The sequence below is a fragment of the Shimia sp. MMG029 genome (genome assembly GCF_027947445.1).
Taxonomy (GTDB): Bacteria; Pseudomonadota; Alphaproteobacteria; order Rhodobacterales; family Rhodobacteraceae; genus Shimia.
The window spans coordinates 259,215-281,935 of the sequence record NZ_JAQJIM010000005.1; the positions used below are offsets into that span (position 1 = coordinate 259,215).

A 22,721-nucleotide genomic window follows, 5' to 3' on the forward strand; every position below is an offset into this window, starting at 1 on the left:
CATGCAGGCCACAGCCATTATCGCCATATTTGCCGCCATCATCGCGCTCAGCCTTCTTGTTGCGCCGCGTCGCGCCTCCGTAGAGGGCTTCTTTGGCGGGCAATCCACCACAGGTGATGCGCCCAAACTCTGGACGCTGGTGTTTTCGCAGGTCACCACGTGGATCTTTGCCCGTTCGCTGATGAACGCCGCCATTCTGGGCTTTTACTACGGCATCGCCGGCACGCTGGCTTATGCGGCATACTACGGCTCCTTCCTCACCGGCGGCTATATCGTCAATCGCATGCGGGCGCAGGGCGCACGTTCGGTACAGGATTGGCTGACCGATCGTTTTGGCAGCACCGGCACAACCGCCTACAACGTTGTGATTGCGCTGCGCCTGCTGTCTGAAGTTTTTGCCAATCTGCTGGTGGTTGGCCTGATTTTTGCAGCCGCCTTCCCCGAGGTCTCCAGCGCCAGCACCACCGCGATTTTGGTCGTTGGCGTGCTTGCATTGGCCTATTCTGCTTGGGGCGGCCTGTCCGCCGCCCTGCGCACAGACGTGGTGCAGATGAGCCTGTTTCTCGTGGTCTTTGGCGCGGCCTTTGTCGCGCTGATCCTACGCCCCGGATTTGATCTCGGCGCAGTGCTGACCGCGCCAGGCGTCTCTGGCCCACACAATGGCTGGGTGCTGCTCGTGGTCGCTGCGCTACAGGTGTTTTCCTACCCGGTGCATGATCCGGTGATGATGGACCGCGGCTTTCTGGCGGATCGCGACACCACGCGCAAAAGCTTCCTGCACGCTTTCTGGATCTCCACGCTCTGCATCATCGCCTTTGGCTTTTTTGGCATTCAGGCTGCGCTTGAGGGGGCCGCTTACGAGGGCCAGCTTATTGGCACATGGGCCACCATGCTGCCCACTTGGGTCTTCACGCTTCTGTTGGTGTCCTTGCTGGTGTCTGCGCTGTCCACCTTGGATTCTGCGCTCAGCTCCGCCTCTCGCCTGGTGGTCGAAGAGCTGCGTGTTGCCCCCCGCACCTTGCTGGGTGGACGCATCGCGATGTTGGTCTTTGCATTAGCCGGTGGCGCGCTCACGCTTTGGGGCAATCAGACCCTGTTTGATGCCGTTGCTGTGTCCGGCACAGCCTCAATGTTCCTCACGCCGGTGCTGGTGGCGGGCTTGTTGACCAATCGTGTTGTCCCGCTCTGGGCCTATCTGGTCAGCTTTGCCGCCGCGATCACCGGTGCCGCCGCCTATATGTTCCGCGACAGTGCGCTGGTCTCTGATCTGCTTTATGATGGCCACAAATACGAACAGCTCTTGCAGATCTGTCTGATCGTGCTCGTGGTGGGCTTTGCGGCTGTGCTCCTTGGCAGTCGCAGGGTTGAAGCGCGGGTAGGGGGCTGATAAACCTGCCCGAAACCCGATGGAAACCATCGGGGATCGCATGAGGCCATAAGTGCAGTCACAGACCGAAACACTCCCCCCACGCCTTGAAATCCGCAACATGCGCCGCCGGTTTGGCAACCGGCAGGTGGTGGACGATGTGTCTCTGTCCCTGCACTCGGGGCAGGTGACCTGCCTTTTGGGGCCCTCTGGCTGCGGCAAATCCACCACGCTTCGCATGATCGCCGGGGTGGATATGCAGGACAGCGGTGAAATCTATGTGGATGGCAACCTGATCTGCGACACGGTTTTCCGTGTCCCCCCGGAGCGTCGCCAGATCGGTCTGATGTTTCAGGACTTTGCCCTCTTCCCGCATCTGTCTGTGGCCGACAATGTCGCATTCGGTCTCAAGGGCAGCGGCGCGGCGAAACGTGCCCGTGTCGAAGAGCTGCTGGCCAAGGTCAATCTCGGCTGGGCGATCGACAAGTATCCACACATGCTGTCAGGTGGCGAACAACAGCGCATCGCCTTGGCCCGCGCCCTCGCACCACGCCCGCGCATCATGTTGATGGATGAGCCGTTCTCTGGCCTTGATAACCGCCTGCGCGACGGCATCCGAGATGAAACCCTTGCGGTCCTCAAAGAAGAGGACACCGCCGTCCTGCTCGTGACCCATGAGCCCGAAGAGGCCATGCGCATGGCCGATGAAATTGCCCTCATGCGCGACGGCAAGATTGTGCAGCAGGGCGCGCCCTACAACATCTACAATGCCCCGGTGGACAAACAGGCGGTGGCGTTTTTCAGCGACATCAATGTGATCCGTTCCACCAGCAACGGCGCTCTTACAAACACCCCATTTGGTGACTTTCTGACCCCGGGCCTGGCCGATGGCGCACCGGTGGAAATCGTGATCCGCCCGCAACATCTCAAGCTTGATTTTGACCGCAAGGGCAATGGCCCGCGCCCGACCAAAAGCGACGGTATCGCCGCGCGCGGGCGCGTCAGGCGCGCACGTTTCATGGGCAATGAAAGCCTTGTCGAGTTCATCATGGATCACGACGCCTCAGAGCTCAAAGTCACCGTGCCCAATGTGTTCCTGCCCAAAGAGGGTACCCCGCTCTGGCTCACCATCCGCCGCGACCGGTGCTTTGTGTTCCCAGCCTAAAGCTGCGCCTCAAAGTCGCGCAAACTCTTGCCCGGCTCTTCCACAAATAGGCCGGGCAGCGGCGTGATTTCGGTGATCTGATCGACGCGCTGCTCTGCAAACGCGTTGCCTGTTTCATCCCACACCGCCAGCACCCAGACACGCCCCCAATAGCGCAGCTTCAAAGGGCGCACATCCCGCGCTCCGTCTTGTGTGACAAGCCGCAGTTTTTGCTTGGCCCGAATTGCGGTGCGTAATGGCTCCAGATGCCTGAGCGCCCGCGCGCTTAAGTCAAACGGATAGCTGGCAAACCCAAACCCCTGCACCACACCACCTGCCTCTTCGGGCAACACCGCATCAATTTTTGCGCTCAGGCTTTCCGCCGCAGCGCGCAACTCACCTTCCATCCCGGTGCCCACCACCGCCAAGCCGATATGCAGTGCCTCCAGCTCGGTCTCCGTCAGGTTCAGCGGTGGCAGTGTCAGCGCCGTCTGCGCGCGGTAACCAGTGCCACGCGCGCCCTCTACCGCCACGCCGCTCGCCATCAGGGTTTTCATGTCGCGGTAGACCGTGCGCAATGACACCCCGAGCGTTGCTGCCAAGTCTTCCGCCCGGTGCAGCTGCCCGTCGCGCAGAACGTCCATCAACGCCAGCAACCGCTCGGCTCGATTTTGCGATGTCCCCATGGGCTGATTCTCACATCTACTGTCAGTTTTTTTACAACTGACACAATAGTGACAAATTATGCGCTGAAAACCTTCGAATTCCGCTCAATTGCCCGTGCGCGCGCCTTTTCCGCACCCAGCCCAAGGAGTAGGAAAAGGGCAGGGAAAATTTTCGGGGCCAACGCCCCACCAAGAAGGAGAGACATCATGATTGGAAACATCGGTCCAATGGGCGCTTTGATCATCGCGGTTGTGGTTCTGGTGCTGTTTGGTCGCGGCAAAATCAGCGGTCTGATGGGCGAAGTCGGCAAAGGCATCACCTCGTTCAAAAAGGGCATCAACGAAGGCCAGCAGGAGCTGGAAGAAGAGGCCGCTGACACAGCCAAAGACGTGACCCCATCTGACGAAAAAGACAAAGTTTGATCTGAGGCCCAGTCCATATGTTTGATTTGGGTTTGCCAGAACTGTTGGTGATTGGGGTGGTCGCGTTGATCGTGGTCGGTCCCAAGGATCTGCCGGTTCTGTTCCGCAATGTGGGCCGCTTTGTTGGCAAGGCCAAGGGTATGGCGCGGGAGTTCTCCTCTGCCATGAACCAGGCCGCCGATCAGGCGGGCGTCAAAGACGTGACCGACACCATCAAGGGCGCCACTGACGGGCTGAACAAAGTGTCCAATCCGCTGAAAGCGGCCAGCGATGCTTTTGCCGACAGTGCCAATGAGGTGAAGCGCTCCATGAGCTATGAGCCGGGGGCCGAAACCACGCGTCTGTCCAAAGAACGCGCCGAAGCGGCAGAGAAGATCCGCAAGCATTCGGCAGATGTTGCGCAGGCCCGTCTGGACAAAGAAGCCGCCGAGAAAGCGGCGTCAGAGGCGGCGGAGCCAGAAACCGCCCCCAAAAAGGATGAGGCATGAGCAACACTGACGAGATTGAAGACAGCTCCGCCCCGCTGATCGAGCATCTGGCAGAGCTGCGCACCCGGCTGATCCGCTCCGTGCTGGCCTTCATTGTGGCGATCAGCTTCTTCTTTGTGCCGATCGGCGGGCAATTCATTGCAGAACACGTGCTGCATTTCCTTGTCGCACCCATCGTCGAAGTGCTGCGCGATCTGGGCGACCCATCGCCAACGTTGCAGTTTACGTCCCCGCAGGAATATCTGTTCACTTTGTTCCGCATCTCCATGGTGGGCGGCTTTGCGCTGGCCTTCCCGGTGATCGGCTATCAGCTCTGGCGGTTTGTCGCGCCGGGTCTGTACAAAAGTGAGCGTGGCGCGTTTCTGCCCTTCATGATCGCTTCGCCGTTCATGTTCCTCTTGGGCGCAAGCTTCGCACAGCTGGTCGTGACCCCGCTGGCGATGCAGTTCTTCCTCGGCTTTGCCGATGTGGCGTCGGTCTTTGCCAATCTCATGGCCCCGGCGGTTGAGGATGTGCCCGGCACTGTCGCAGCGGCCACGCCGCAGGCAGCAGAGGGGGTACAAATCACCTTCTTTGGTAAGGTCAACGAAAGCCTTGATATCACGCTGAAATTCATCATGGCCTTTGGCCTGTGTTTCCAGCTTCCTGTGCTTCTGACCTTGATGGGCAAGGCCGGTCTGGTCAGTGCTGATGGCCTCGCATCTGTGCGCAAATACGCCATGGTTGGCATTCTTGTGCTGGCCGCGCTGGTCACGCCGCCGGATGTTGTGACGCAGCTGATCCTCTTCACAGTGGTCTATGGCCTCTATGAGGTTTCGATCTTCCTTGTGCGCCGTGTGGACAAACAGCGCATCGCCAAACTGAAGGAAGAGGGCGTCTACTTCGAAGATGACGAAGAGGCCGAAGACCTCGCCGACATCGACACCAAATAAGCGTTATGTCAAAGCAATGAAACGCGCCCCACGTTGGGCGCGTTTTTCGTTGGGTCTATGCCCTTGTTGTTGCGCATAGAAAGTGCTCTTTAGCGGCAACAACACCGGAGGCCCGCCATGGATGACACCACTTTGACCCGCATTGCCGACGCGCTGGAGCGTCTGTCCCCCGCGCCACTGGCCGCGCCGGATTTCACCGCCGCAGATGGGTTTGTCTGGCATGTGGAGCCGGACCGTCTGGAACCTGTGCCAGACATCAACCGCGTCTCCCTCGATCTGCTGGTCGGCATTGACCGCTCCCGCGACACGCTTCTGGAAAACACCCGCCAGTTTGCGCAAGGTTTGCCTGCCAATAACGCGCTTTTGTGGGGGGCGCGCGGCATGGGCAAATCCTCCATCGTGAAAGCCGTACATGCACAGGTGTTGTCCGAAGGCCATGCACTCAAAATCGTGGAGCTTCAGCGCGAAGACCTCCCCACGGTGTCACGCCTGCTGAACCTTCTGCGTGCCAGCTCAGAGCGTTTCCTGCTGTTCTGTGATGACCTCAGCTTCAGCCACGACGATCAGCACTACAAATCGCTGAAGGCGGTGCTGGATGGTGGCATCGAGGGGCGGCCTGACAATGTGGTGTTTTACGCTACTTCCAATCGCCGCCACCTGATGCCGCGCGACATGATCGAAAATGAACGCTCCAGCGCGATCAACCCGTCAGAAGCTGTCGAGGAAAAAGTCTCGCTGTCAGACCGTTTCGGTCTCTGGCTTGGCTTCCATCCCTGTTCGCAGGATGACTACCTCGCGATGATCGACGGCTACTGCGCCGCCCACGGCGTGTCGGTTGATCCAGACCGCCTGCGTGCCGAGGCCATCGAGTGGCAGGCCACCCGAGGGGCCCGTTCTGGCCGCGTCGCATGGCAGTTTTTCCTGGATCTGGCCGGGCGCGAAGGCGTCAAAATCTGACGGATTAATAAGGCAGTGCAGGGGGCGCACCCCCTGCAAGCCAAGCTCACTTCAGGTAGGGCGCAGGGTTCACGCTCTCAAAACCATCCCGCACTTCAAAGTGCACAAAGGCGTTTTCAGCGGGCAGTTGCGCCATGGTTTGCCCCCGTTTCACTGCAGCCCCCTTAGCCACCTTTACCTCGGCCACATTGTAGTAGACCGTCATCAGGTTGTTGGGGTGGCGCACCACCAGAATGGTCACATCATCCGCATCTGTCGTGATTGCGGCCACTGTGCCATCTGCCGCGGCGAGCACCGGCGTGCCCGCATCCCCTGCAATGTCGATGCCGTTGTTTTTGCCTTTGGCATAGGGGCGAATGATTTTGCCCGCGACCGGATAACCCATCGCAGCCTTAGAGGCGCTTTGCTGTGCGCCAAGATCCGGGCTTTCGGGTTTCGGGGCTGGCGCCGCTTTGGGGGCGGTGGCATCATCGGGCAATGGTTTGGACGCACTTGGCGGTGTTGGCGTCGGGGAGCCTTCCCCCGGTTTCGTGGTGGCCGTTGTCGCCACCGGTGCCGGTGCCGGTGCAGGCGCGTTTGTATCCGCTGGCGGGATCAGCAGGATCTGGTTCTCGCGAATGGTGAAATCACTGCCCAGTCCGTTCCACTCTGCCAGCGAGCGCACCGACACATTGTAAAGCCGCGCAATGGTAAAGGCCGTCTCGCCGCGTTTGACCTTATGGCGCACCGGCTCAAGCCCGGTCTGGGCATTCTCTGTAGGCGTCGCAATTGGCGCCGCGGCAGGAGAGAGCGTGCTGGTCTGTACTTCGGTGGTATTGGCATTGGCAATTGCACCACCCGCAAGCGCCGCAATGTCCACGCCACCCGGCGGCACAATCACACCGGTGCCCCCTGTCGCCGCAGAGGGTTCTGCCACGCGATAAGGCAGCACAATGACTTCATCTTTGCGCAGTTTCACATCCGGGGCGATGCCATTGGTGCGGCTCAGTTGTTCCACCGGAATGCCAACCCGGCCAGACACATCCTGCAGCGTGTCGCCGCCTTGGGCCACCGCCACCTGATAGTTTGGATAAGAGATCACACCCCGATTGTCAGGCAAGGGCCGTTTGGAGGTCGCCGTCAGCGCCGCATCCGAGGTGTCGAGCCCACCGCCTGCCGCATCTCCGCGCAGATCATAGTCAAAACCACCCTCACAGGCCGCCAGCACACTCAGTGCCAGTCCTGCACCAAAAAAGCGAATGCGCTTGGGCTGGGAAAAAACCATCTCGATATCCTCACATGCGGTCCCTTAAGAAGGGGTCTGATGCCATGACCGCTTTGGTTCCGTTTACTGCTTGTGCCCAAATGGGCGACGCTGCCCCCTTTGCCAAGAGGAAAGCCCTGAAAAGTCAATCGTTTTCCCGGGCAACGCCTTCCAGCAAAGGCACAAAACGCACCGCCCTGAGCTCGTCATAGTCAAACCCGTTCTCTGTGCGCCGCACCCGGATCAAACTTTGAACCGCATCCGACTGCCCCACGGGCACCACCATGATACCGCCGATCTTCAGCTGCGCCAAGAGGGGGCCGGGGGGATCCTCGGCTGCGGCGGTGACGATGATGCGATCAAAGGGCGCCTGATCAGGCAGGCCAAAGCTGCCATCGCCAATCAAAGAGGTGATATTGACGATGCCCAACGTGTCAAAAACACCCCGGGCCTCCTGCACCAGTCGCTTGTGACGGTCCACCGTGTACACCCGCCGTGCCAGCTGCGCCAGAATGGCCGCCTGATAGCCAGAGCCGGTGCCAACTTCGAGCACTTTGTCTCGCGGCGTGACCTCCAGCGCCTGCGTCATCAATCCCACCACTGAGGGTTGAGAGATGGTCTGCCCGCAGGCAATCGGCAAAGGTGTGTCCTCATAGGCGCGCTCCGCAAACAGCCCACGCACAAACAGCCCCCGGTCCACCGCCTCCATGGCGCCAAGAACCGCAGCCTCCGTCACCCCGCGCGAACGCAGGGCAAACAGGAATTGCATTTTGCGTTCTGCGAGCGCGTCCGGGTCCATTATTCGATGTCTTTCAAAGCGCTCAGCGCATCATGTGCGGTCAAATCTGCACGCATGGGTGTCACGCTGATATAGCCGTCCAGATTGACCGCCGCATCAGTGTCCGGGGCTGTTTTCACCTGCTGATTGCCCCCCTTGGCCCACAGGAACCGACGCCCGGAGGGCGAGGTGTGGGGCGCAACAGAGAAGCTCGTGCCTGGTCGCAACCCTTGCGCAACAACCCGCACGCCCTTCACCTCATCGGCCAAAACCGGCGGAAAGTTGATGTTGTAAAACAGCCCATAGTCAGATCCATTGGGCACATCGGTGGCCAGAATCTTGCGCAGCACCTGCGCACCATGGCGTCCAGCGGCCTCAAACGGATCCTCTGCATTGGCATTGTTTGGCCCATAAAACTGCGACAGCGCAAAGGATGGGATTCCCTGCAAAGCGCCCTCAATGGCGGCCCCCAATGTGCCGGAATAAAGCGCGTTTTCCGCAGAGTTGTTGCCCCGGTTCACGCCCGACAGGATCAGGTCAGGCCGCGCGTCTTTCATCACGTCATGCACACCAGCCAGCACACAATCTGCCGGGCTGCCTTCGGCGGCAAACCGGCGCGTGCCCATCTGCGCGATCATCGTGGGGTGGGTGTAGCTGATGCAATGACCCACGCCTGATTGCTCAAACGCCGGGGCGACACACCAGACTTCGCCGTCCGCACCTGCAAGGTCGGCGGCAATCTGTTCCAGAACCGCCAAACCGGGCGCGTTGATGCCGTCGTCATTTGTGATGAGAATGCGCATGGTGCCTGCCCCCAAGTTTCGCTGTCGCCACAAGGCCTAAGCCCCACTGATTTTCTTCTGTCTAGTGGAGCGATCACAGCGGGGCAAGCGCGACAATGTCGGGCGCGTTGCAAGCATCTCTGATTGGGGAGCCCCCGTCACAGTCTGGCGGGATTTTCGGTCGTCTCTAGAGATCCAGCTCTGCGATCAAGCGCGCCGCCTCTTCGCGCGGGTGCACAAGCGTGTCACGATCCTCCCCGGGGAAGAACCGCGCGCGCGTGCCTGTGGGCATGCCTTTGGGCGACAGGATCGAGACTTTGGGGCCGATGGCGGCGGTTTCCGCCTGCCAGCTTTTGGCGAGCGCAATCTGCGCGCCTTTTGTGGCCCCATAAGAGCCAAAGAACTTTTGTCCTGCACGGGGATCGTCAAAGAAAACCGCGTGCCCGCTATGGCCCAGCAGCGGGCTCAAAAAGGGGATCAGCCGGCCGACAGCGTCCAGATTGATCGCAACAGATTTCTGCCAGTCTTTGGCATCAATGTGATCCGCAGGCGTCAGCGGCGCGCCGTGGGCGGCAGTATGCACCCAAAGATCCACCTTGCCCCAACGGTCATGGATCGAACGGCAAAGCTGTGCCATTGCGTCCTGATTGGTGATGTCCATTGGTGCCAGCGTGGCCTGTCCCCCCTTGGCGCGGATGCGGTCATCCAGCTCTTCCAATGCGCCAGTGGTGCGCCCAACAGCGACAATATGATAGCCCGGTGCCAGCGCTTCAGCAAAGGCGGCACCAAGTCCGCGGGAGGCCCCCGTGATCAAAGCGATTTTTTCGTCCTGGGGTGCGGGAGAGGCATGTGTATCTGTCATGCCTCTGGAATGCGGCCATTGCGCTATGAGGTCAAGAGGCAAGCAGGCGCATCAATGTCGCAGCGTGCGCGCCATCCTGCGCCTTAGCGCGGCATCGACAGGCGTGTTGCGCCCTGACCGCTGTGAAGCACGATGCTTTGGCCATCAATGGCGATCACCTTGCCAGAGGGCGTGCGGTCCCCAAGTTGCACGCGCAAGGTCCGTCCGCTGCCTGTCATCAGCAGCGCGCGGGGGGCTGATTTTGATCCCATGACGCCGATCAGCGTGAGGCGAGATCGCTTTTTCAGCACACCCGTTTCTGTGGCCAGTCCGGCCACCTTCGAAGACGTTCTGGAGGTCATGGGCTATCCCGATAATGTGAGTGGTGGCGGCCTTATAGAGATCGCTCCATTGACTGCCAGAGCTGGATATCGGGATCGTGGTTAATGAGGGCTTAATGCCGCCGATGGGCGCGATTTTGTCATAAAAATAAGCGGATTTCAGCCGGTCAGGTCAGCGCGGATATCGTTGCCGGTTGCAGCGTAGAGGTCCAGCAACGCCTCAAAGGAGATCCCCTCTGCCTGCGCCTGTTTCAGCGGTCCGTCATTCGCCTCAAATGTCGGCCGCTCATCTGCGCCACCGGGAATCAGCTGCCCTTCAAAAGGGGTGTCGCTTTCAAATCCGGGAATGTCATTCATCAGCCAGGCTGCGCATCCGGCAAATCCCGGCGTTTCGCCGGTGGCATCTTCCAGATACCGGTAGAAGTCGGCGTCACCAACATGCACCCAGATGGCAAATTGCACGGCCTCATCGCTGCCATTGATCGGCAGCGCCAGCATGGCGCGCACAAAGCGCATCCCGTCACAGCGGCACAGGTCGGCGGAGAGCTTGTCCGCGCCAACCTCCAGCACATCTTGCCCGCACTCAGCCAGATCGCCATGCGGCCATGGATCCGGGTGGTCATAGCCAATGTCGATCAGCCCGCCAAAGCTGCGACCGCTCTTTGGGCTGATCCACTCCGGGTCATGGAGACGCCGCCATCGGCTATCAAGCGCGAGCAGGTTCACCGGGCTCAGCTTTGCGTGGTTGCCAAAGTGGCGCCATTCCAGCTTGCGCCAGGGGCCGGGGCCTCCGCGATTTTTTTGCTCACACGGCTGCTGTTTTCCAGATCGGCCAGGTACTCTGGCGTCACGCCACCAGTGATGTAATTGCCGTCAAAGCAAGAACAGTCAAACTGGTCGATCTCAGGGTTGCCTTCCTTGGCCGCCCAGATCAGGTCATCCAGCTTCTGATAAAACAGCGCATCCGCGCCCAGCTCGTCCCGAATTTCCTCAATGCTCATGTCATGGGCAATCAGCTCATGTTTGGTGGGCATGTCGATGCCGTACACATTCGGATAGGCCACGGGCGGAGAGGCGGAGGCGATATAGACCTTTTTCGCGCCTGCCTCGCGGCACATCTGCACAATCTTCTTGATGGTGTTGCCACGCACAATGGAGTCATCAATCAACAGAATGTTGCGCCCGTCCATCTCGCGCGGGATCGCATTCAGCTTGCGCCGCACGGATTTCTGGCGCTCTTCCTGTCCCGGCATGATGAAGGTCCGGCCCACATAGCGGTTTTTCACCAGCGCTTCGCGGTAGCGCACGCCAGTGATGTTGCTGACCTCCAGCGCCACGGGGCGGGCACTGTCTGGCACAGGAATAACCGCGTCAATCTCAAGACCGCTGTCTGCAATCTGTTTGGCCAGTGTTTTGCCCATGCGGATCTGCGCCTGATAGACGGACACACCGTCGAGCACACTGTCAGGCCGCGCCAGATAAACATACTCAAAGATACAGGGCGTCAGTTGGCCATCCACCGCCTGGAACTCATGCAGGTTGCCTTCTAGGTCCACCAGGAGTGCCTCGCCGGGCTTCACATCGCGCAGCTTTTCAAACCCATTGATGCCAAAGGCCACGTCTTCACTGGCAAAAGCGTAGTCATCGCCTTCGCCGTCAGCCGCACGTTTGGCCACCGACAATGGGCGAATGCCGTGCGGGTCACGGAAGGCCAGCATGCCAACACCCGCGATCAGGCAGATCACCGAATAGGCCCCCTGCACGCGCTCCATGGTCATTTTGACACCGGCAAAGATATTGCGGATCGCATCCGCGCTGCCGTTCACCTTGATCGCATCAGCCACTTTGTCGGCCAGAACGTTCAGCAGAATTTCACTGTCGCTGGTGGTGCGCAGATGGCGGCTGTATTTGCCTGTCACCTTTTCGCGCTGTGCATCGGTGTTGGTGATATTGCCATTGTGCACCAGATAAATGCCATAAGGTGCGTTCACAAAAAACGGCTGCGCTTCGGCGGCACTCAGGCTGCCAGCGGTCGGATAGCGCACATGGCCCATGCCCACACGGCCGGTCAGCGTTTCCGCATCGCTGGCCTGAAACACGTCTTTCACCAGCCCGTTGGCCTTGCGCTCTCGGAAAAATCCGCCGGTGTAGGTCACCACACCAGAGGCGTCCTGCCCCCGATGCTGCAACATCAGCAGACCGTCATAAATCTCCGCAAAAACGTCGTCATTGCGATTTGCGATCCCCAGAATTCCGCACACGTGCAGTGCTCCTATTTTCGGACTAGGCTTGGCTAGATTGGGTGGTCAGGCACCTTTGTTGCGCAGAGTCTCTGTGCTTGGCAAAGGTCGGTGGGTGTGCACGGTCGGCGCAATGCGCATAGGTTGGGATGCAAATCCACGTCCCGCGAGGCGCGGTTGCGTGTCGGGTATGTGTCAGCCCAATGACCACAGAGGTGGCTCCGAATCCCTGTTTCGTGCTGGCCCTGTCTTAAGCGCTCTGGGGGGGCATGTCACGAAAGGATCACATTCCAAGTGCCAGAAACCGCAGCCCCCATGGTAAAGTTGATCAAGCGGTTAAAAATGCTGCGCAATTCCCACTTTTGCCAGCGCCCTGCGCGAACGCGCGCTTATTTGGCCTTCGATGTCAGTTCAGCAATGCGGCTTCGCACCAGATCAATGTGCAGTCGCGCGTGGTAGGCTGTTTGCCGATAGGCTGGCGGCAGCCGCAACTGCGAGATTTTCTGATCCAGCGCGTCCAAAGCATTTGAGAGCTTCCTGAGCTGCTTGGCACTCGACGTTTCGCTGACCTTCCCTTCGATCTCTCGGATCTGACCATAGTGTTTCCACACCTGCCAGCCACGAAAATACGCATAAACCGCAGGCACGATCCGCAGCAAAGGCAACAGCACCAACAGAATGGGCAAAATCAACAGCAAAAGCCGGTTCACCTGCGCCGCCATCCAATAGGGCAACAGATTGTGCCAAGTGGACGGCCCGTTCTGGATCAGCTGCCGCGCAACATTGTTCTCTGGCATGCCAATGCCTTCGGCGGAGGGAAAGGTGCCTCGATCAGAAAGAATATCGCGCCCCGCATGCAGTTCTTTGGCGGCCATGGTCAGGCGGTTCACCAGTGCCGGGTGAAGCGTCGGATCAATTGCCATTTGCGCCTTCAGCGCCAGAAGCTGTTGGGTCTCCATTGGCTGCACCGGATCCAGCGAGATCGCCCCAATCGGGATGTCCACGATATCTGCGTAGTCCATATGCCGCGCAATCGCTTTGACGTAGGACAGCGGCAAAAGGCTGATGTCGTCAGTGCTGAACGCCTGCGCAAGATAGGGCGCCTCAATGCTGCTCACCAGAAAAGCCATGTCGATCCCGCCAGCCTGCAACGCAAAAATCGACTGCGCCGCGCCCAGATCCAATTCCTTGTTGGCCTCTTCTGGCAGGCCTACTGCGGCGCGAAAGTCCGCAAATGCCGCTGCGGTGCCAGAGCCTATCTTGCCGCGCGAAATCTGAAGCCCTTGCCAGAGCGCGGGGTTTGACGGCAGTTGATGACCTTCTCGCACCAGGAAGATCATAGGCTCATAAAAGATACCTCCAATGGCCTCCGCTTTGCCTGCGGGCACAGTAATTCCGGCTTGCAGAAACGCTGCATCCACTGCCTCAAGCGCCAAAAGTTCTGCATTATCAACGGATCCATTGGTATAGAGGATCTCCAGCGTGATCCCGTCGCGCGCCAAAATATCCCGGTAGCGCTCCGCCATCAGCGCATATGCGCCGCCACGCGCACCCGCCGCCAGTGTGAGTGTTTTGGGCGGCAGCAACAGCAGCGCAACAAGAGTCGCGCATACCGCGAGTGTGACAGTGGTGATGGCGATCCAAAGGCGCATAAACGGCTCGAAAATAGCTTGTTTCTCCGAACGTTAGCCGCCGTTGGTTTTGCAAACAAGAGCCAGTAGAGAGCGGCGTTTAAAAATCTGAATAGGGTAAAAATTTCGCCCAGAAAAAAGCCCGCAACCATGTGGTGCGGGCTCTGAAAAATTCTAAAGCGCGGCTTAGCCTTCGCAGACGCCGACCAGCTGTTCATATTGCGCTGTGATCCAGCCCAACGCGTCCTGCGGATCGCGGTCGTCAATCTGGCGTGTGATGCGGCTGAACACTTCGGCAGACCGGCTGTCATCCACCATCGCAATCGACTGGCTGGTGATCACGGTTTCATAGACAAAGAAGGCAATCGCCACCAACAAAATGCCGCGTAGCACCCCAAAGATGAAGCCCATCCCTTGGTCGAGCCCGCCAAGTGCAGAGCGCTGAATGATCGAGGAAAACAGCGGGGTGAACAACGACACAACAACCAACGAAAGCGCAAACACAGCCGCAAAGGCAGCGATGATCGACAATTCACAGCTGTCGGCGAGGTATTCGCCCAGCACGGGCACCTCTTTGACCAGCGGCTGTAAAGATCCGGCAAACATGAAGGCCAGCACAGCAGCGGCAACCCAGCCCGCAATGGCCATGGTTTCCCGCACAACGCCGCGGCTGTAGGCCAGCAGCGCCGAGATAACAATGATGCCTGCCACAACGGCATCGATGATGGTGAAACCTTCCATGTATTCCTGTCCCTTTTGGATGACCCAATGTGCGGCCAACCTGCCTTGCGGCGTATTTATGTGCGCGTGCCTCAGATGCCCTCAGCCCGCTCCGAAAACTTCGCCAACAAAACTCGCCAAATCCCCGATCCGGTTTAGCTTGATGCCGTCTACCGGATTGGATTTGCCGCCCTTCGGAGCGATTGCAGATGAGAAACCAAGTTTTTGGGCTTCTTTCAACCTATTTTCCGTCTGACTGACCGCGCGCAGCGCGCCAGAGAGGCTGATTTCGCCAAAAACCACCGTGTCAGCGGGTAAGGCGCTGTCTTCACGCGCAGAAACCAGAGCGCAGGCCACGGCCAGATCGGCGGCAGGTTCGGCGATTTTCATGCCGCCTGCCACGTTCAGGTACACATCGAGCCCGGCAAAGGGGATGCCGCAGCGCGCTTCAAGCACGGCAAGAATCATCGCAAGCCGTCCGCTGTCCCAGCCCACAACCGTACGGCGCGACTGGCTGTGCGGTGACGGGGCCACCAGCGCCTGCAGTTCTGTCAACACAGGGCGCGTGCCCTCGATGCCGGCAAACACCACGCTGCCGGGCGTGGGTTGGCCGCGATCAGACAGGAACAACGCGCTGGGATTGCCCACTTCCACAAGGCCGCGCCCTGTCATTTCAAACACGCCAATTTCGTCAGCCGGGCCAAAGCGGTTTTTCACCGCCCGCAGAATGCGGAACTGGTGGCCGCGTTCGCCCTCAAAATAAAGCACGGTGTCAACCATATGTTCGACCACACGTGGCCCGGCGATCTGGCCTTCTTTGGTGACATGTCCCACCAGAATGACCGCCATACCCTTGCGCTTGGCAAAGGCTGTCAACTCATGGGCTGCGGCGCGTACTTGACTGACAGAGCCGGGCGCACTGCCCACGGTGTCGCTCCACATGGTTTGAATGGAGTCAATGATGGCAAGCTGCGGCCGCTCCGCCTCCAGCGTTGTCAAAATATCGCGCAGGTTGGTTTCTGCCGCCAATAACACCGGGCTTTCGGTCAGCCCCAGTCTTTGGGCGCGCATGCGCACCTGTGCGCTTGCTTCTTCACCGCTCACATAGATGGTTTTCACACCTTGGCGCGCAAACCGCGCGGCGGCCTGCAACAACAGCGTGGATTTGCCGATCCCCGGATCGCCCCCAACCAGCAACGCACTTGCAGGCACCAGCCCGCCACCTAGCACCCGGTCGAGTTCTTTCACGCCGCTGATGGTGCGCGGCGGAGGGGTTTCTTTGGTGGCCAGATCAGACAGTTCCATCCGCCGCCCCTTGGCATTGCCAAGCGCGCTGCCAGCGGGGCCTGCCCCAAAAGGCGCTTCCTCAACGATGGTATTCCATTCGCCGCATGCCTCACAGCGCCCCGACCATTTGGTCGAGACCGCGCCACAGGCCGAACATGTAAATTGGGTTTTGCTTTTTGCCATGGGGACGTTTTGGATCACGACCGCTTGCGGGTCAAATAGCTAATCGCCAGAGACACCAAAATGCATCCGGTAAACAGATAAAGCCCCCAGCCGGTATAGACGGTGACATGTCCCGCGCCTTTGGCGATCACAATGTATAGGGCGATCAAAAACACATCGCCCATCGCCAGCTTGCCCAAGAATTCAAGCACCGGCAGCACCTTGCGCCTCAGCATCCCAAACTGGATCAGGGCGACACCGATGACTTTCACATAAGGCGCAAAAATCGCTAGAAAAGTCACCAGCAGCGCGAGCGCCACGTCGCTGTCCCAGAGCGATTGCAAACCAGACACAATGGAAATCTCACTCAGTCCAAAAATCGGCAACAGGCCAGCGCGCATCAATGGCGCAAACCATGCGATTGGGAACAATATCAGCAAAGAGAGGTTCGCAAGGCGCAAAAACAGCTTCATGCGCCAAGAGCTATCTGCATTGCTCTGCGCAAACAAGCACGCAACCAAGGGGAAAATGGAGGTGGATTTATCAGCCTCTGACGTTTCAGCGCCCGGTGACGACGCGTCGCTTACTCAGGATCAAAGGGCAGGTGCCGCGCCAGGTGCTTGTTACTATTTGCAAGGTTTTGCAGGTGCGGCCTGTCTATGTCCGCGGCGCTTGAGCGGCCTCGCGCACAACCGACTTTGCTTGCCCCGTGATCGCTCCCGCCAAACCAACTGGCGCGCCGAGGATCGGCTTGGAAATTTTTCCTTAAGCGCCAGATCAGCTTGATCTGCATCGCAGATTTGTCGACTGTATCGTTAGTGGACGGGCTGCCTTGGTTGGTGTTACAGCGCATATGGCCGTCGGTTTCAGTCCTGCATTGCTTTTTCCAAAAAGTCCCAAAACGGTTCCATCAAATATGCGCCGAAGGTGGTCTGACGACCGGCAAAAACCACGCTTACAGGCATATCCGTGGTCAGCGTTGCATCATCGCCCAGCTGTGCCAGCAGTGCGGCATGGTCCTCTGCATCGATCTCTGCCACGCCGTCATAGCCCACCACTGCCCCGTCACTATTGCGCCGGGCTTCTGGTGACAGAGAGGTGATCGTCGCGCTGACCCGAGGGTGGCTGCGTTGCGGCAATGCTGCGACTGTAAGCTGGCCCCGCATGCCCACGTGTAATTGATCGATCACCTGCGGGTTCGCGATAAAGGAGATTTGATGCCGCTCGGTAGGGCGAGACAGTGTCAAAACCGTATCCCCACGTGCCACAACCATTGCGGCGGTGTCATAGAAAAGGGCGGCCACAATCCCCGCTTCCGGCGCCCGAATGTCTGCTTGGTCGATGCGGGCTGACAGGCCGAGCACCTGACGCTGAAGCCGCGGTATCGCTTCTTCCAGTTGCGCAAGGCGATCCAGCAGTTGCTGGCGATGTTCGACCTGTTCGCGTGTGGCCTGCATCTCTGCCTGCAGCGCTTGATTGCGCAGGGACGCCCGTTCCGCCCGGTCCCGTTCCAAGGCGGAGTCCAGTTCCAGAATATCTTCGCTCAGGGCGTCGATGTCTGCCGCCCGAAAGGCACCTTGTGCGCGCAGCCCCTCATAGCGTGCTTTGCGGGCCATCATAGACCGCTGTTGGGCTTCGCGCTGCGAAATGCTGCGGGCCAGAAAGGCTGCGCGCTCCTCAAGTGCATGTTTTTGTGCGGAGCTCATGCGCGCGCGCAGCCACATCGCTTTTTCCATATTTTGCATGCGTCTGATGGCCATTTGTGCAGGGTCGCGCAGCGCATCGATACCCTGCATGTCAGACAGCTGCCCCGCCACGGCTGCGCGTATGGCGGCCCGCTCCTCCATCATTTGGGTCAGCGCGCGCTGCAAGGCGGCACGTTCGGCCTGTTCCTGTGTCACATCCAAAGTGATCAGCAGGGCGCCTTCGGTGACAGTGGCATGTTCACGAATGTGAATCTCCGCGATCTTTCCGCCGTAGGGATGCTGCACATCAAAACTGGGGCGACTGGCATTGAGATGGCCCTGGGTTGGGATGGATGTCGCAAGCGGGGCAAGAGCGGCCCAAAAAACAAATAGGGTCACACCCGCAACAACACAGGCAAACCCAATGTGCAGCGGGCGCAGCACATGAGGTGGCAACCTGCAGTCTTGTGCCAATGGATGAGAGATCACAGCGGGGCTCAATGTCGTGCCACCCCTTGCAATGCGATCGTACGTGTTGAAATCGCCGCCCGATAGACCGACTGTCCTTCCTGATTTTGAATGTCCAAGCGGTCACTCATTTGCGACAACACAGCGAGGGCGGCTTCGTCGCTTGGCAGCTCAGCGATGTTTGCGTCAGGGTGGCGCAACAGGTCCGCCACCTTGCGCATTTTGGTGTCGGCAGCAGTATGGCCTGCTTCCGTGACAGTGAGTTCGCAGCTTTGCTCAGAGAGGAAGCGAAACAGGAACACCGCTGTGCGTGCCGCGTCAGTGGCCCCGCTTGCTTGCGCCAGCGCAAAGAGCTCAGTGGCCACCAGTTCCGCGCGTTTTGACAGTGGCGCATCAGAGGCACGTGTGAATTGCGCGCTCACCCAATCGGTCAGATCCTGCAAACTGGTTGCGCGCAATGGCAGCTCGATGCGCCGTCGGCCGCTGCTCATGCGGCCAAGCACCTCAGCACGGGTCCCAAAATCGGCCATGCGGCCATTTTCGAGGGAGAGGATCTGATCTGCCAGCCCCATCAGGCCGGAGCGATGCAGCACCATAACTACCGTCGTCCCGTCACTTTTCAGCCGCGCCAGCGCGGCGCAGAGTTGTCGCTCTCCGGCCGCATCCAAAAGCGCGTTGGGCTCATCAAGAAAAAGATAGCGCGGGCGGTGATAGATCGCACGCGCCAAGGCCACGCGTTGTTTTTGCCCGGCGGACAGCAGATGCGGCATGGCGCCGATATCGGTGTCATAGGAGTGAGGCAGGGCGGATATGAGCCCATGAACCCCTGCGGTTTTTGCCGCGGCTATGACATCCGCGTCGCAGAGATCCAGAGCAAAAGACGCAATGTTCTGTGCGAGCGTGCCGTGAAACAGCTGTGCCTGTTGTGGCAAAAATCCAATCTGTTTGGCGTGGCTGGCAATGGGGAGCGTTTTGACCTCTGTTTCGTCAAGCCAGACCGCGCCGATGGGGCAGGGGTGCGCACCGCTCAGCGCATCCAGCAATGTGGTTTTGCCACTGCCGGAAGGGCCGATGATCGCAAGGCACTGACCGGCGGACAATTGAAAGCTGATCCTGTCCAGTCTGGGTGGGGCGCCTGCACCACGGGGCGCGATCAGGCCCTCACAGCGCAGCGCGCCAGAAAGGGTGTCGATGGTCGTGCCCTCACGCGATGGGGCATTTGGTATGTCACGCAGGTCTTGATAGGCCGCCAGCGCCGCGCGCATGTCAGGCAGCGCCGCGAGAGCGGTTTCAAAGCTATTTACGGTTTTCATGAGGATCAGACTGGCCGCGATCATGCCGCCAGCGCTCAGGGTGCCATTCACCACCAAGCCTGCCCCCAGGCTGAGGCCGAGCAGCTGCGCCATGTTGCGTAGCAAACCCTGCGCTGCTGTGCTGGCGGCGGACACAGGGGTCATTTGATCTTCGACTGTCGCGCGTTTGGCCATCGCCTGTGTCAGCTTGGACATAAGGTTGCGGCTCAGCGTATCCAGTCCGCGCAACGCATGCGTGGTTTGCGCATCACGCTGTGCATGGCTTTCCGCTTCAACGGTCTGGTTCAGTTCTGCCTGCTGTGGCGCCAGCACCCCGGAGATGGTGATCCGCAGCGTTGCAGTCACCGCAAGCAAGGCGCATGCAAGCGCGACAAACAAGGGATGTATGAGCCACAGCACTGCCACAAACAGCGGTAGCCATGGCATCGTCAATGCCGCAACTGCGGTGGCGCCGAGCAAGCTGTTTTTCAGTGTCGCAAGCGATGCGATCAATGTCTGACGCCGCTCCGGTGTGGCTGACAGGATCTCAGGCAGGCAGAGGGTTTCGCTCCAACGTGCGCTATATTGCAATGTGACATCTCGCAACCCATCCACAATGGCTTGCAAAAGAAATGCACCCACCGCAACCACCAGAAGTAGGATCAGTGTGTGCAGGTTTTCAGTTGGGATGACGCGGTCCAGAACCTGCATCATGAAGATAGGGCTGATCAACACCGCGAGATTGGACAACGCGCTCAACCCGATGAGCGGGGGCAGCAACCGTTTTAGTTGCGTGAGTGGCGAGGTTTGCATGATCGGATCAGAGCAAGAAGTTTGTTTCGTCCAGATCGTCCGGATCCACAGATTTCAGGATGAGCCTGTCATTGCTGGCCCCACCTGTCAGTGCCGAAAGATCAATCACAGTGGCCCAGCCCTGATCCTGAATGTGGGCCTGCAGGTCGGCAAATTCGATGCCATAGCTGGAGAGATCGATTACATCATGGTCCACTTCAAAGTCGTGTATCATGTCCCGGCCGCCGCCTGCCGATCCAACAAAGGTGTCCGCATCACCGTCTTTCCACCAATTGCCGCCCCAGAGGTGATCATTGCCTGCGCCGCCGGCAATTGTGTCTGCACCTGTCCCGCCGACCAGTTTGTCGTCGCCATCGCCGCCCGTCAGACTGTCAGCGCCATGTTCGCCATGCAGGTAGTCACGCCCCGCGCCGCCTTCGGCGGTGTCGGCACCGTCCCCCATGGTGAGACTGTCGTTGCCTGCGCCGCCGGTGGCAAGATCATCGCCATCGCCGCCCATGATACGGTCGTTGCCGGCCTCACCATGCAGGGCGTCATTGTCGCTGCCGCCGTGCAGCGTGTCATCGCCTCCGCCACCAAACATCGTGTCATTGCCCGCGCCGCCGCGCAGATCGTCATTGCCGCCCTGGTCGCTGATGATCGCCGGATCGCGTATAAGGATGGTGCTTTCAGTATCGACGGGGGCGAAGGGGTCGGGCGCGCGGGGATCTACGGCGCCATCATTGCTGCCCGTGCTTTGCGCTTCTGCCATGAACTCGGAATAGGCAGTGCCTGCGTTCCAATCGACCTCGACACGATAGATGCCGCCGTTGGCCCCGGTGCTGCCGTCCAGATCATGGTCGCCGTTGTTCAGCCCGAAATACAAATTGCCTTCGCCATCCATAAAGACTGCACCATAGGCGCCTTTGGGCATGCCCGCGCTCATGCTGTCGTCATAAAGGGTGGCGGTGATCGGGACAGAGCTGATCTGAGGGCTGCCGCCATTGGGCACATCTGACATGTCAATGCGGTGCACCGCGCCTGCAGACCCATTGCGCCCGGGGGATTCCACTGCGTAAAAAGCGCCGTCCTCAGCATTGTAAGCCACGTCGTATGTGCGCCCACGGAACAGGCCATCCGGAAGATCGTAGTTGATCACCTGTGGGTTGCCATTGGCATCCAGAGTGTCCACGTCGATCTTTGAAACCCGGTTCAGGCTGGATTGAAACGTCCAGAGGTTGCCCTCGCTGTCAAAATCGCCCACGTAATCGGCCACAGGGGTTTCCCCCACGCGATAGGCATAACCCTCGGCATCCACCATCACCAGATCGCGCACCGACACCGGGTTTCCCAATGCGTCCACGCCATTGGCTTTGGCGATGCCATAGATCAGATCATCTTCGGTGTTAAAGCCGATCGCATTGATGCGCAGCCCCGTAGGATCGCCCGCCACCTCATATTGTTCGGTCTCCGGGTCAAACACGTTGAGCTGCCCGTCAATCATCTGAAACAGTTTTGACTGTCCGGGCGCAAAGGCATGCACTTCCACGTTTTCGCCATTCACAGCGACCTCTTTGCTGTAAAAACTGATCGGCCCGTCCATGTTGATGCTGGGCGTGACATCCGGCGGGGCGAGCTCGCGCAGCGTGAGCCCACCTGCGTCGCCCGTCCCGGTGACCTGAAAGGTGTGGGTTTCAAACACGCCGGATGTGGCCTCCACAGTGCCGACCACCTCGCCATTCCACAGCACCTCGACCTTGCCACAGGCCGCACCGCCAGCCAGATTGGCGGCCATTTCAAAGCTGATGGTGTAGGTCTCCCCGGCTTCGGTCGCGACCTCTTGGGAGAGCGCGGTTTCGCCTGCGACATCGCTGAGTGCCCAGCCGCCCTGTGTGGCCATCTGGCCAAGGGTCGCGGCCCCGCCGCCCGCGCCATTTAAAAGATTGTTGTTTTCCAAATCGCCAAAAACAAGGTCATGCCCGTCACCGGCGTTGATTGTATCCGCGCCCATGCCCCCGGCGGCCACATCATGGCCGTCCTCCAGATTGAGCAGATCATCACCTGCGCCGCCGTCTACCGTGTCGTGCCCGGTGCCCGCGTTCACCGTGTCATCCCCTGCGCCGGAGGAGAGCACGTCCTCCCCTCCGTTGCCCAGGACCACATCGTCGCCCGCTCCGGTTGAAATCACGTCATTGTAGCTGCGATCAGCGGCGTCCCCATTGGAGACAATGGCGTCAAGGTTATAGACCCAGCGCCCATCGACAAAGATCCATTCATTGCCAACCATATCCCCCGCGGCCAGGTCATTGCCTGCGCCTGATATGAGGGTGTCATCTCCTGCGTGACCGTTGAGCTTGTCCACGCCCGCGCCGGTAGTGAGGGAGTCGTCGCCAGTCGTGCCAATAACCTGATTGACCGACGCCTGCGGCTCGTTTTCTGGCATACCAAAATACCTTTTACCAATACACACAGAACATTCTGCGA

Annotated in this window: 21 protein-coding genes; 6 read left to right on the plus strand and 15 right to left on the minus strand. The window is 59.5% G+C overall.

The features are described from left to right. Position 1 precedes the first annotated feature (1 nt). Together PJL69_RS13990 and PJL69_RS13995 are read left to right on the plus strand one after the other, a co-directional pair. Positions 2-1,387, plus strand: a complete 1,386-nt coding sequence (locus PJL69_RS13990) for a sodium:solute symporter family transporter (RefSeq protein WP_271310205.1) — start codon at positions 2-4, stop codon at positions 1,385-1,387. Between the two features lie 100 nt (positions 1,388-1,487). Then, positions 1,488-2,531: an ABC transporter ATP-binding protein gene (locus PJL69_RS13995; RefSeq protein ID WP_209100454.1), complete on the plus strand. Its 1,044-nt coding sequence runs from the start codon at positions 1,488-1,490 to the stop codon at positions 2,529-2,531. Here the strand turns inward: PJL69_RS13995 and PJL69_RS14000 are convergent. Next, the gene (locus tag PJL69_RS14000; protein WP_271310206.1) at positions 2,528-3,196 is read right to left on the minus strand and encodes a helix-turn-helix transcriptional regulator; all 669 of its coding nucleotides are present in this window, start codon (positions 3,194-3,196) and stop codon (positions 2,528-2,530) included. The two genes, PJL69_RS13995 and PJL69_RS14000, sit on opposite strands and share 4 nt — an antisense overlap. Positions 3,197-3,382: 186 nt before the next feature. Here PJL69_RS14000 and PJL69_RS14005 point away from each other — a divergent pair, with 186 nt between their 5' ends. From PJL69_RS14005 to PJL69_RS14020, 4 genes are all read left to right on the plus strand, one after another. Further along, positions 3,383-3,598: a twin-arginine translocase TatA/TatE family subunit gene (locus tag PJL69_RS14005; protein ID WP_271310207.1), complete on the plus strand. Its 216-nt coding sequence runs from the start codon at positions 3,383-3,385 to the stop codon at positions 3,596-3,598. A gap of 17 nt (positions 3,599-3,615) precedes the next feature. After that, positions 3,616-4,086, plus strand: a complete 471-nt coding sequence (gene tatB / locus PJL69_RS14010; RefSeq protein ID WP_209100140.1) for a Sec-independent protein translocase protein TatB — start codon at positions 3,616-3,618, stop codon at positions 4,084-4,086. Beyond that, positions 4,083-5,018, plus strand: coding sequence for a twin-arginine translocase subunit TatC (gene tatC / locus PJL69_RS14015; RefSeq protein WP_209100138.1), 936 nt, complete (start codon positions 4,083-4,085; stop codon positions 5,016-5,018). The genes tatB and tatC overlap by 4 nt, the downstream gene beginning before the upstream one ends. Before the next feature lie 117 nt (positions 5,019-5,135). After that, entirely contained in the window at positions 5,136-5,975 is an 840-nt protein-coding gene (locus tag PJL69_RS14020) for an ATP-binding protein (RefSeq protein WP_271310208.1), read from the plus strand. A gap of 46 nt (positions 5,976-6,021) precedes the next feature. On the opposite strand, the gene PJL69_RS14025 is transcribed toward PJL69_RS14020, so the two are convergent. The 14 genes from PJL69_RS14025 to PJL69_RS14090 all read right to left on the minus strand — a co-directional run bounded on the left by PJL69_RS14025 (position 6,022) and on the right by PJL69_RS14090 (position 22,680). Beyond that, positions 6,022-7,239, minus strand: coding sequence for a LysM peptidoglycan-binding domain-containing protein (locus PJL69_RS14025; protein ID WP_271310209.1), 1,218 nt, complete (start codon positions 7,237-7,239; stop codon positions 6,022-6,024). Between the two features lie 124 nt (positions 7,240-7,363). Further along, on the minus strand, positions 7,364-8,017 hold the full coding sequence (locus tag PJL69_RS14030; protein ID WP_271310210.1) for a protein-L-isoaspartate(D-aspartate) O-methyltransferase: 654 nt from the start codon (positions 8,015-8,017) through the stop codon (positions 7,364-7,366). Continuing rightward, on the minus strand, positions 8,017-8,799 hold the full coding sequence (surE, locus tag PJL69_RS14035; RefSeq protein WP_271310211.1) for a 5'/3'-nucleotidase SurE: 783 nt from the start codon (positions 8,797-8,799) through the stop codon (positions 8,017-8,019). The genes PJL69_RS14030 and surE overlap by 1 nt, the downstream gene beginning before the upstream one ends. Before the next feature lie 166 nt (positions 8,800-8,965). Further along, complete coding sequence (locus tag PJL69_RS14040) at positions 8,966-9,640, minus strand: SDR family NAD(P)-dependent oxidoreductase (protein ID WP_271310212.1); 675 nt, start codon at positions 9,638-9,640, stop codon at positions 8,966-8,968. Positions 9,641-9,723: 83 nt separating this feature from the next. Continuing rightward, positions 9,724-9,981, minus strand: a complete 258-nt coding sequence (locus PJL69_RS14045) for a hypothetical protein (protein WP_209100126.1) — start codon at positions 9,979-9,981, stop codon at positions 9,724-9,726. 138 nt (positions 9,982-10,119) lie between these two features. After that, complete coding sequence (locus PJL69_RS14050) at positions 10,120-10,686, minus strand: DUF2199 domain-containing protein (RefSeq protein WP_271310213.1); 567 nt, start codon at positions 10,684-10,686, stop codon at positions 10,120-10,122. Between the two features lie 5 nt (positions 10,687-10,691). Next, entirely contained in the window at positions 10,692-12,221 is a 1,530-nt protein-coding gene (purF, locus tag PJL69_RS14055) for an amidophosphoribosyltransferase (RefSeq protein ID WP_271310214.1), read from the minus strand. Between the two features lie 368 nt (positions 12,222-12,589). Further along, positions 12,590-13,852 (minus strand): TAXI family TRAP transporter solute-binding subunit, encoded by a 1,263-nt coding sequence (locus PJL69_RS14060; protein WP_271310215.1) that lies wholly within the window; start codon positions 13,850-13,852, stop codon positions 12,590-12,592. A gap of 165 nt (positions 13,853-14,017) precedes the next feature. Next, on the minus strand, positions 14,018-14,572 hold the full coding sequence (locus PJL69_RS14065; protein ID WP_209100119.1) for a CvpA family protein: 555 nt from the start codon (positions 14,570-14,572) through the stop codon (positions 14,018-14,020). Between the two features lie 81 nt (positions 14,573-14,653). Beyond that, positions 14,654-16,021: a DNA repair protein RadA gene (gene radA / locus PJL69_RS14070; protein WP_271310216.1), complete on the minus strand. Its 1,368-nt coding sequence runs from the start codon at positions 16,019-16,021 to the stop codon at positions 14,654-14,656. Positions 16,022-16,035: 14 nt separating this feature from the next. Then, positions 16,036-16,473, minus strand: a complete 438-nt coding sequence (locus PJL69_RS14075) for a paraquat-inducible protein A (RefSeq protein ID WP_271310217.1) — start codon at positions 16,471-16,473, stop codon at positions 16,036-16,038. Between the two features lie 393 nt (positions 16,474-16,866). Then, positions 16,867-18,141: an HlyD family efflux transporter periplasmic adaptor subunit gene (locus PJL69_RS14080; RefSeq protein ID WP_271310218.1), complete on the minus strand. Its 1,275-nt coding sequence runs from the start codon at positions 18,139-18,141 to the stop codon at positions 16,867-16,869. A 41-nt stretch (positions 18,142-18,182) separates the two neighbouring features. After that, positions 18,183-20,258, minus strand: a complete 2,076-nt coding sequence (locus tag PJL69_RS14085) for an ATP-binding cassette domain-containing protein (RefSeq protein ID WP_271310219.1) — start codon at positions 20,256-20,258, stop codon at positions 18,183-18,185. Between the two features lie 7 nt (positions 20,259-20,265). Beyond that, positions 20,266-22,680: a calcium-binding protein gene (locus PJL69_RS14090; protein ID WP_271310220.1), complete on the minus strand. Its 2,415-nt coding sequence runs from the start codon at positions 22,678-22,680 to the stop codon at positions 20,266-20,268. Between the last annotated feature and the right edge of the window lie 41 nt (positions 22,681-22,721).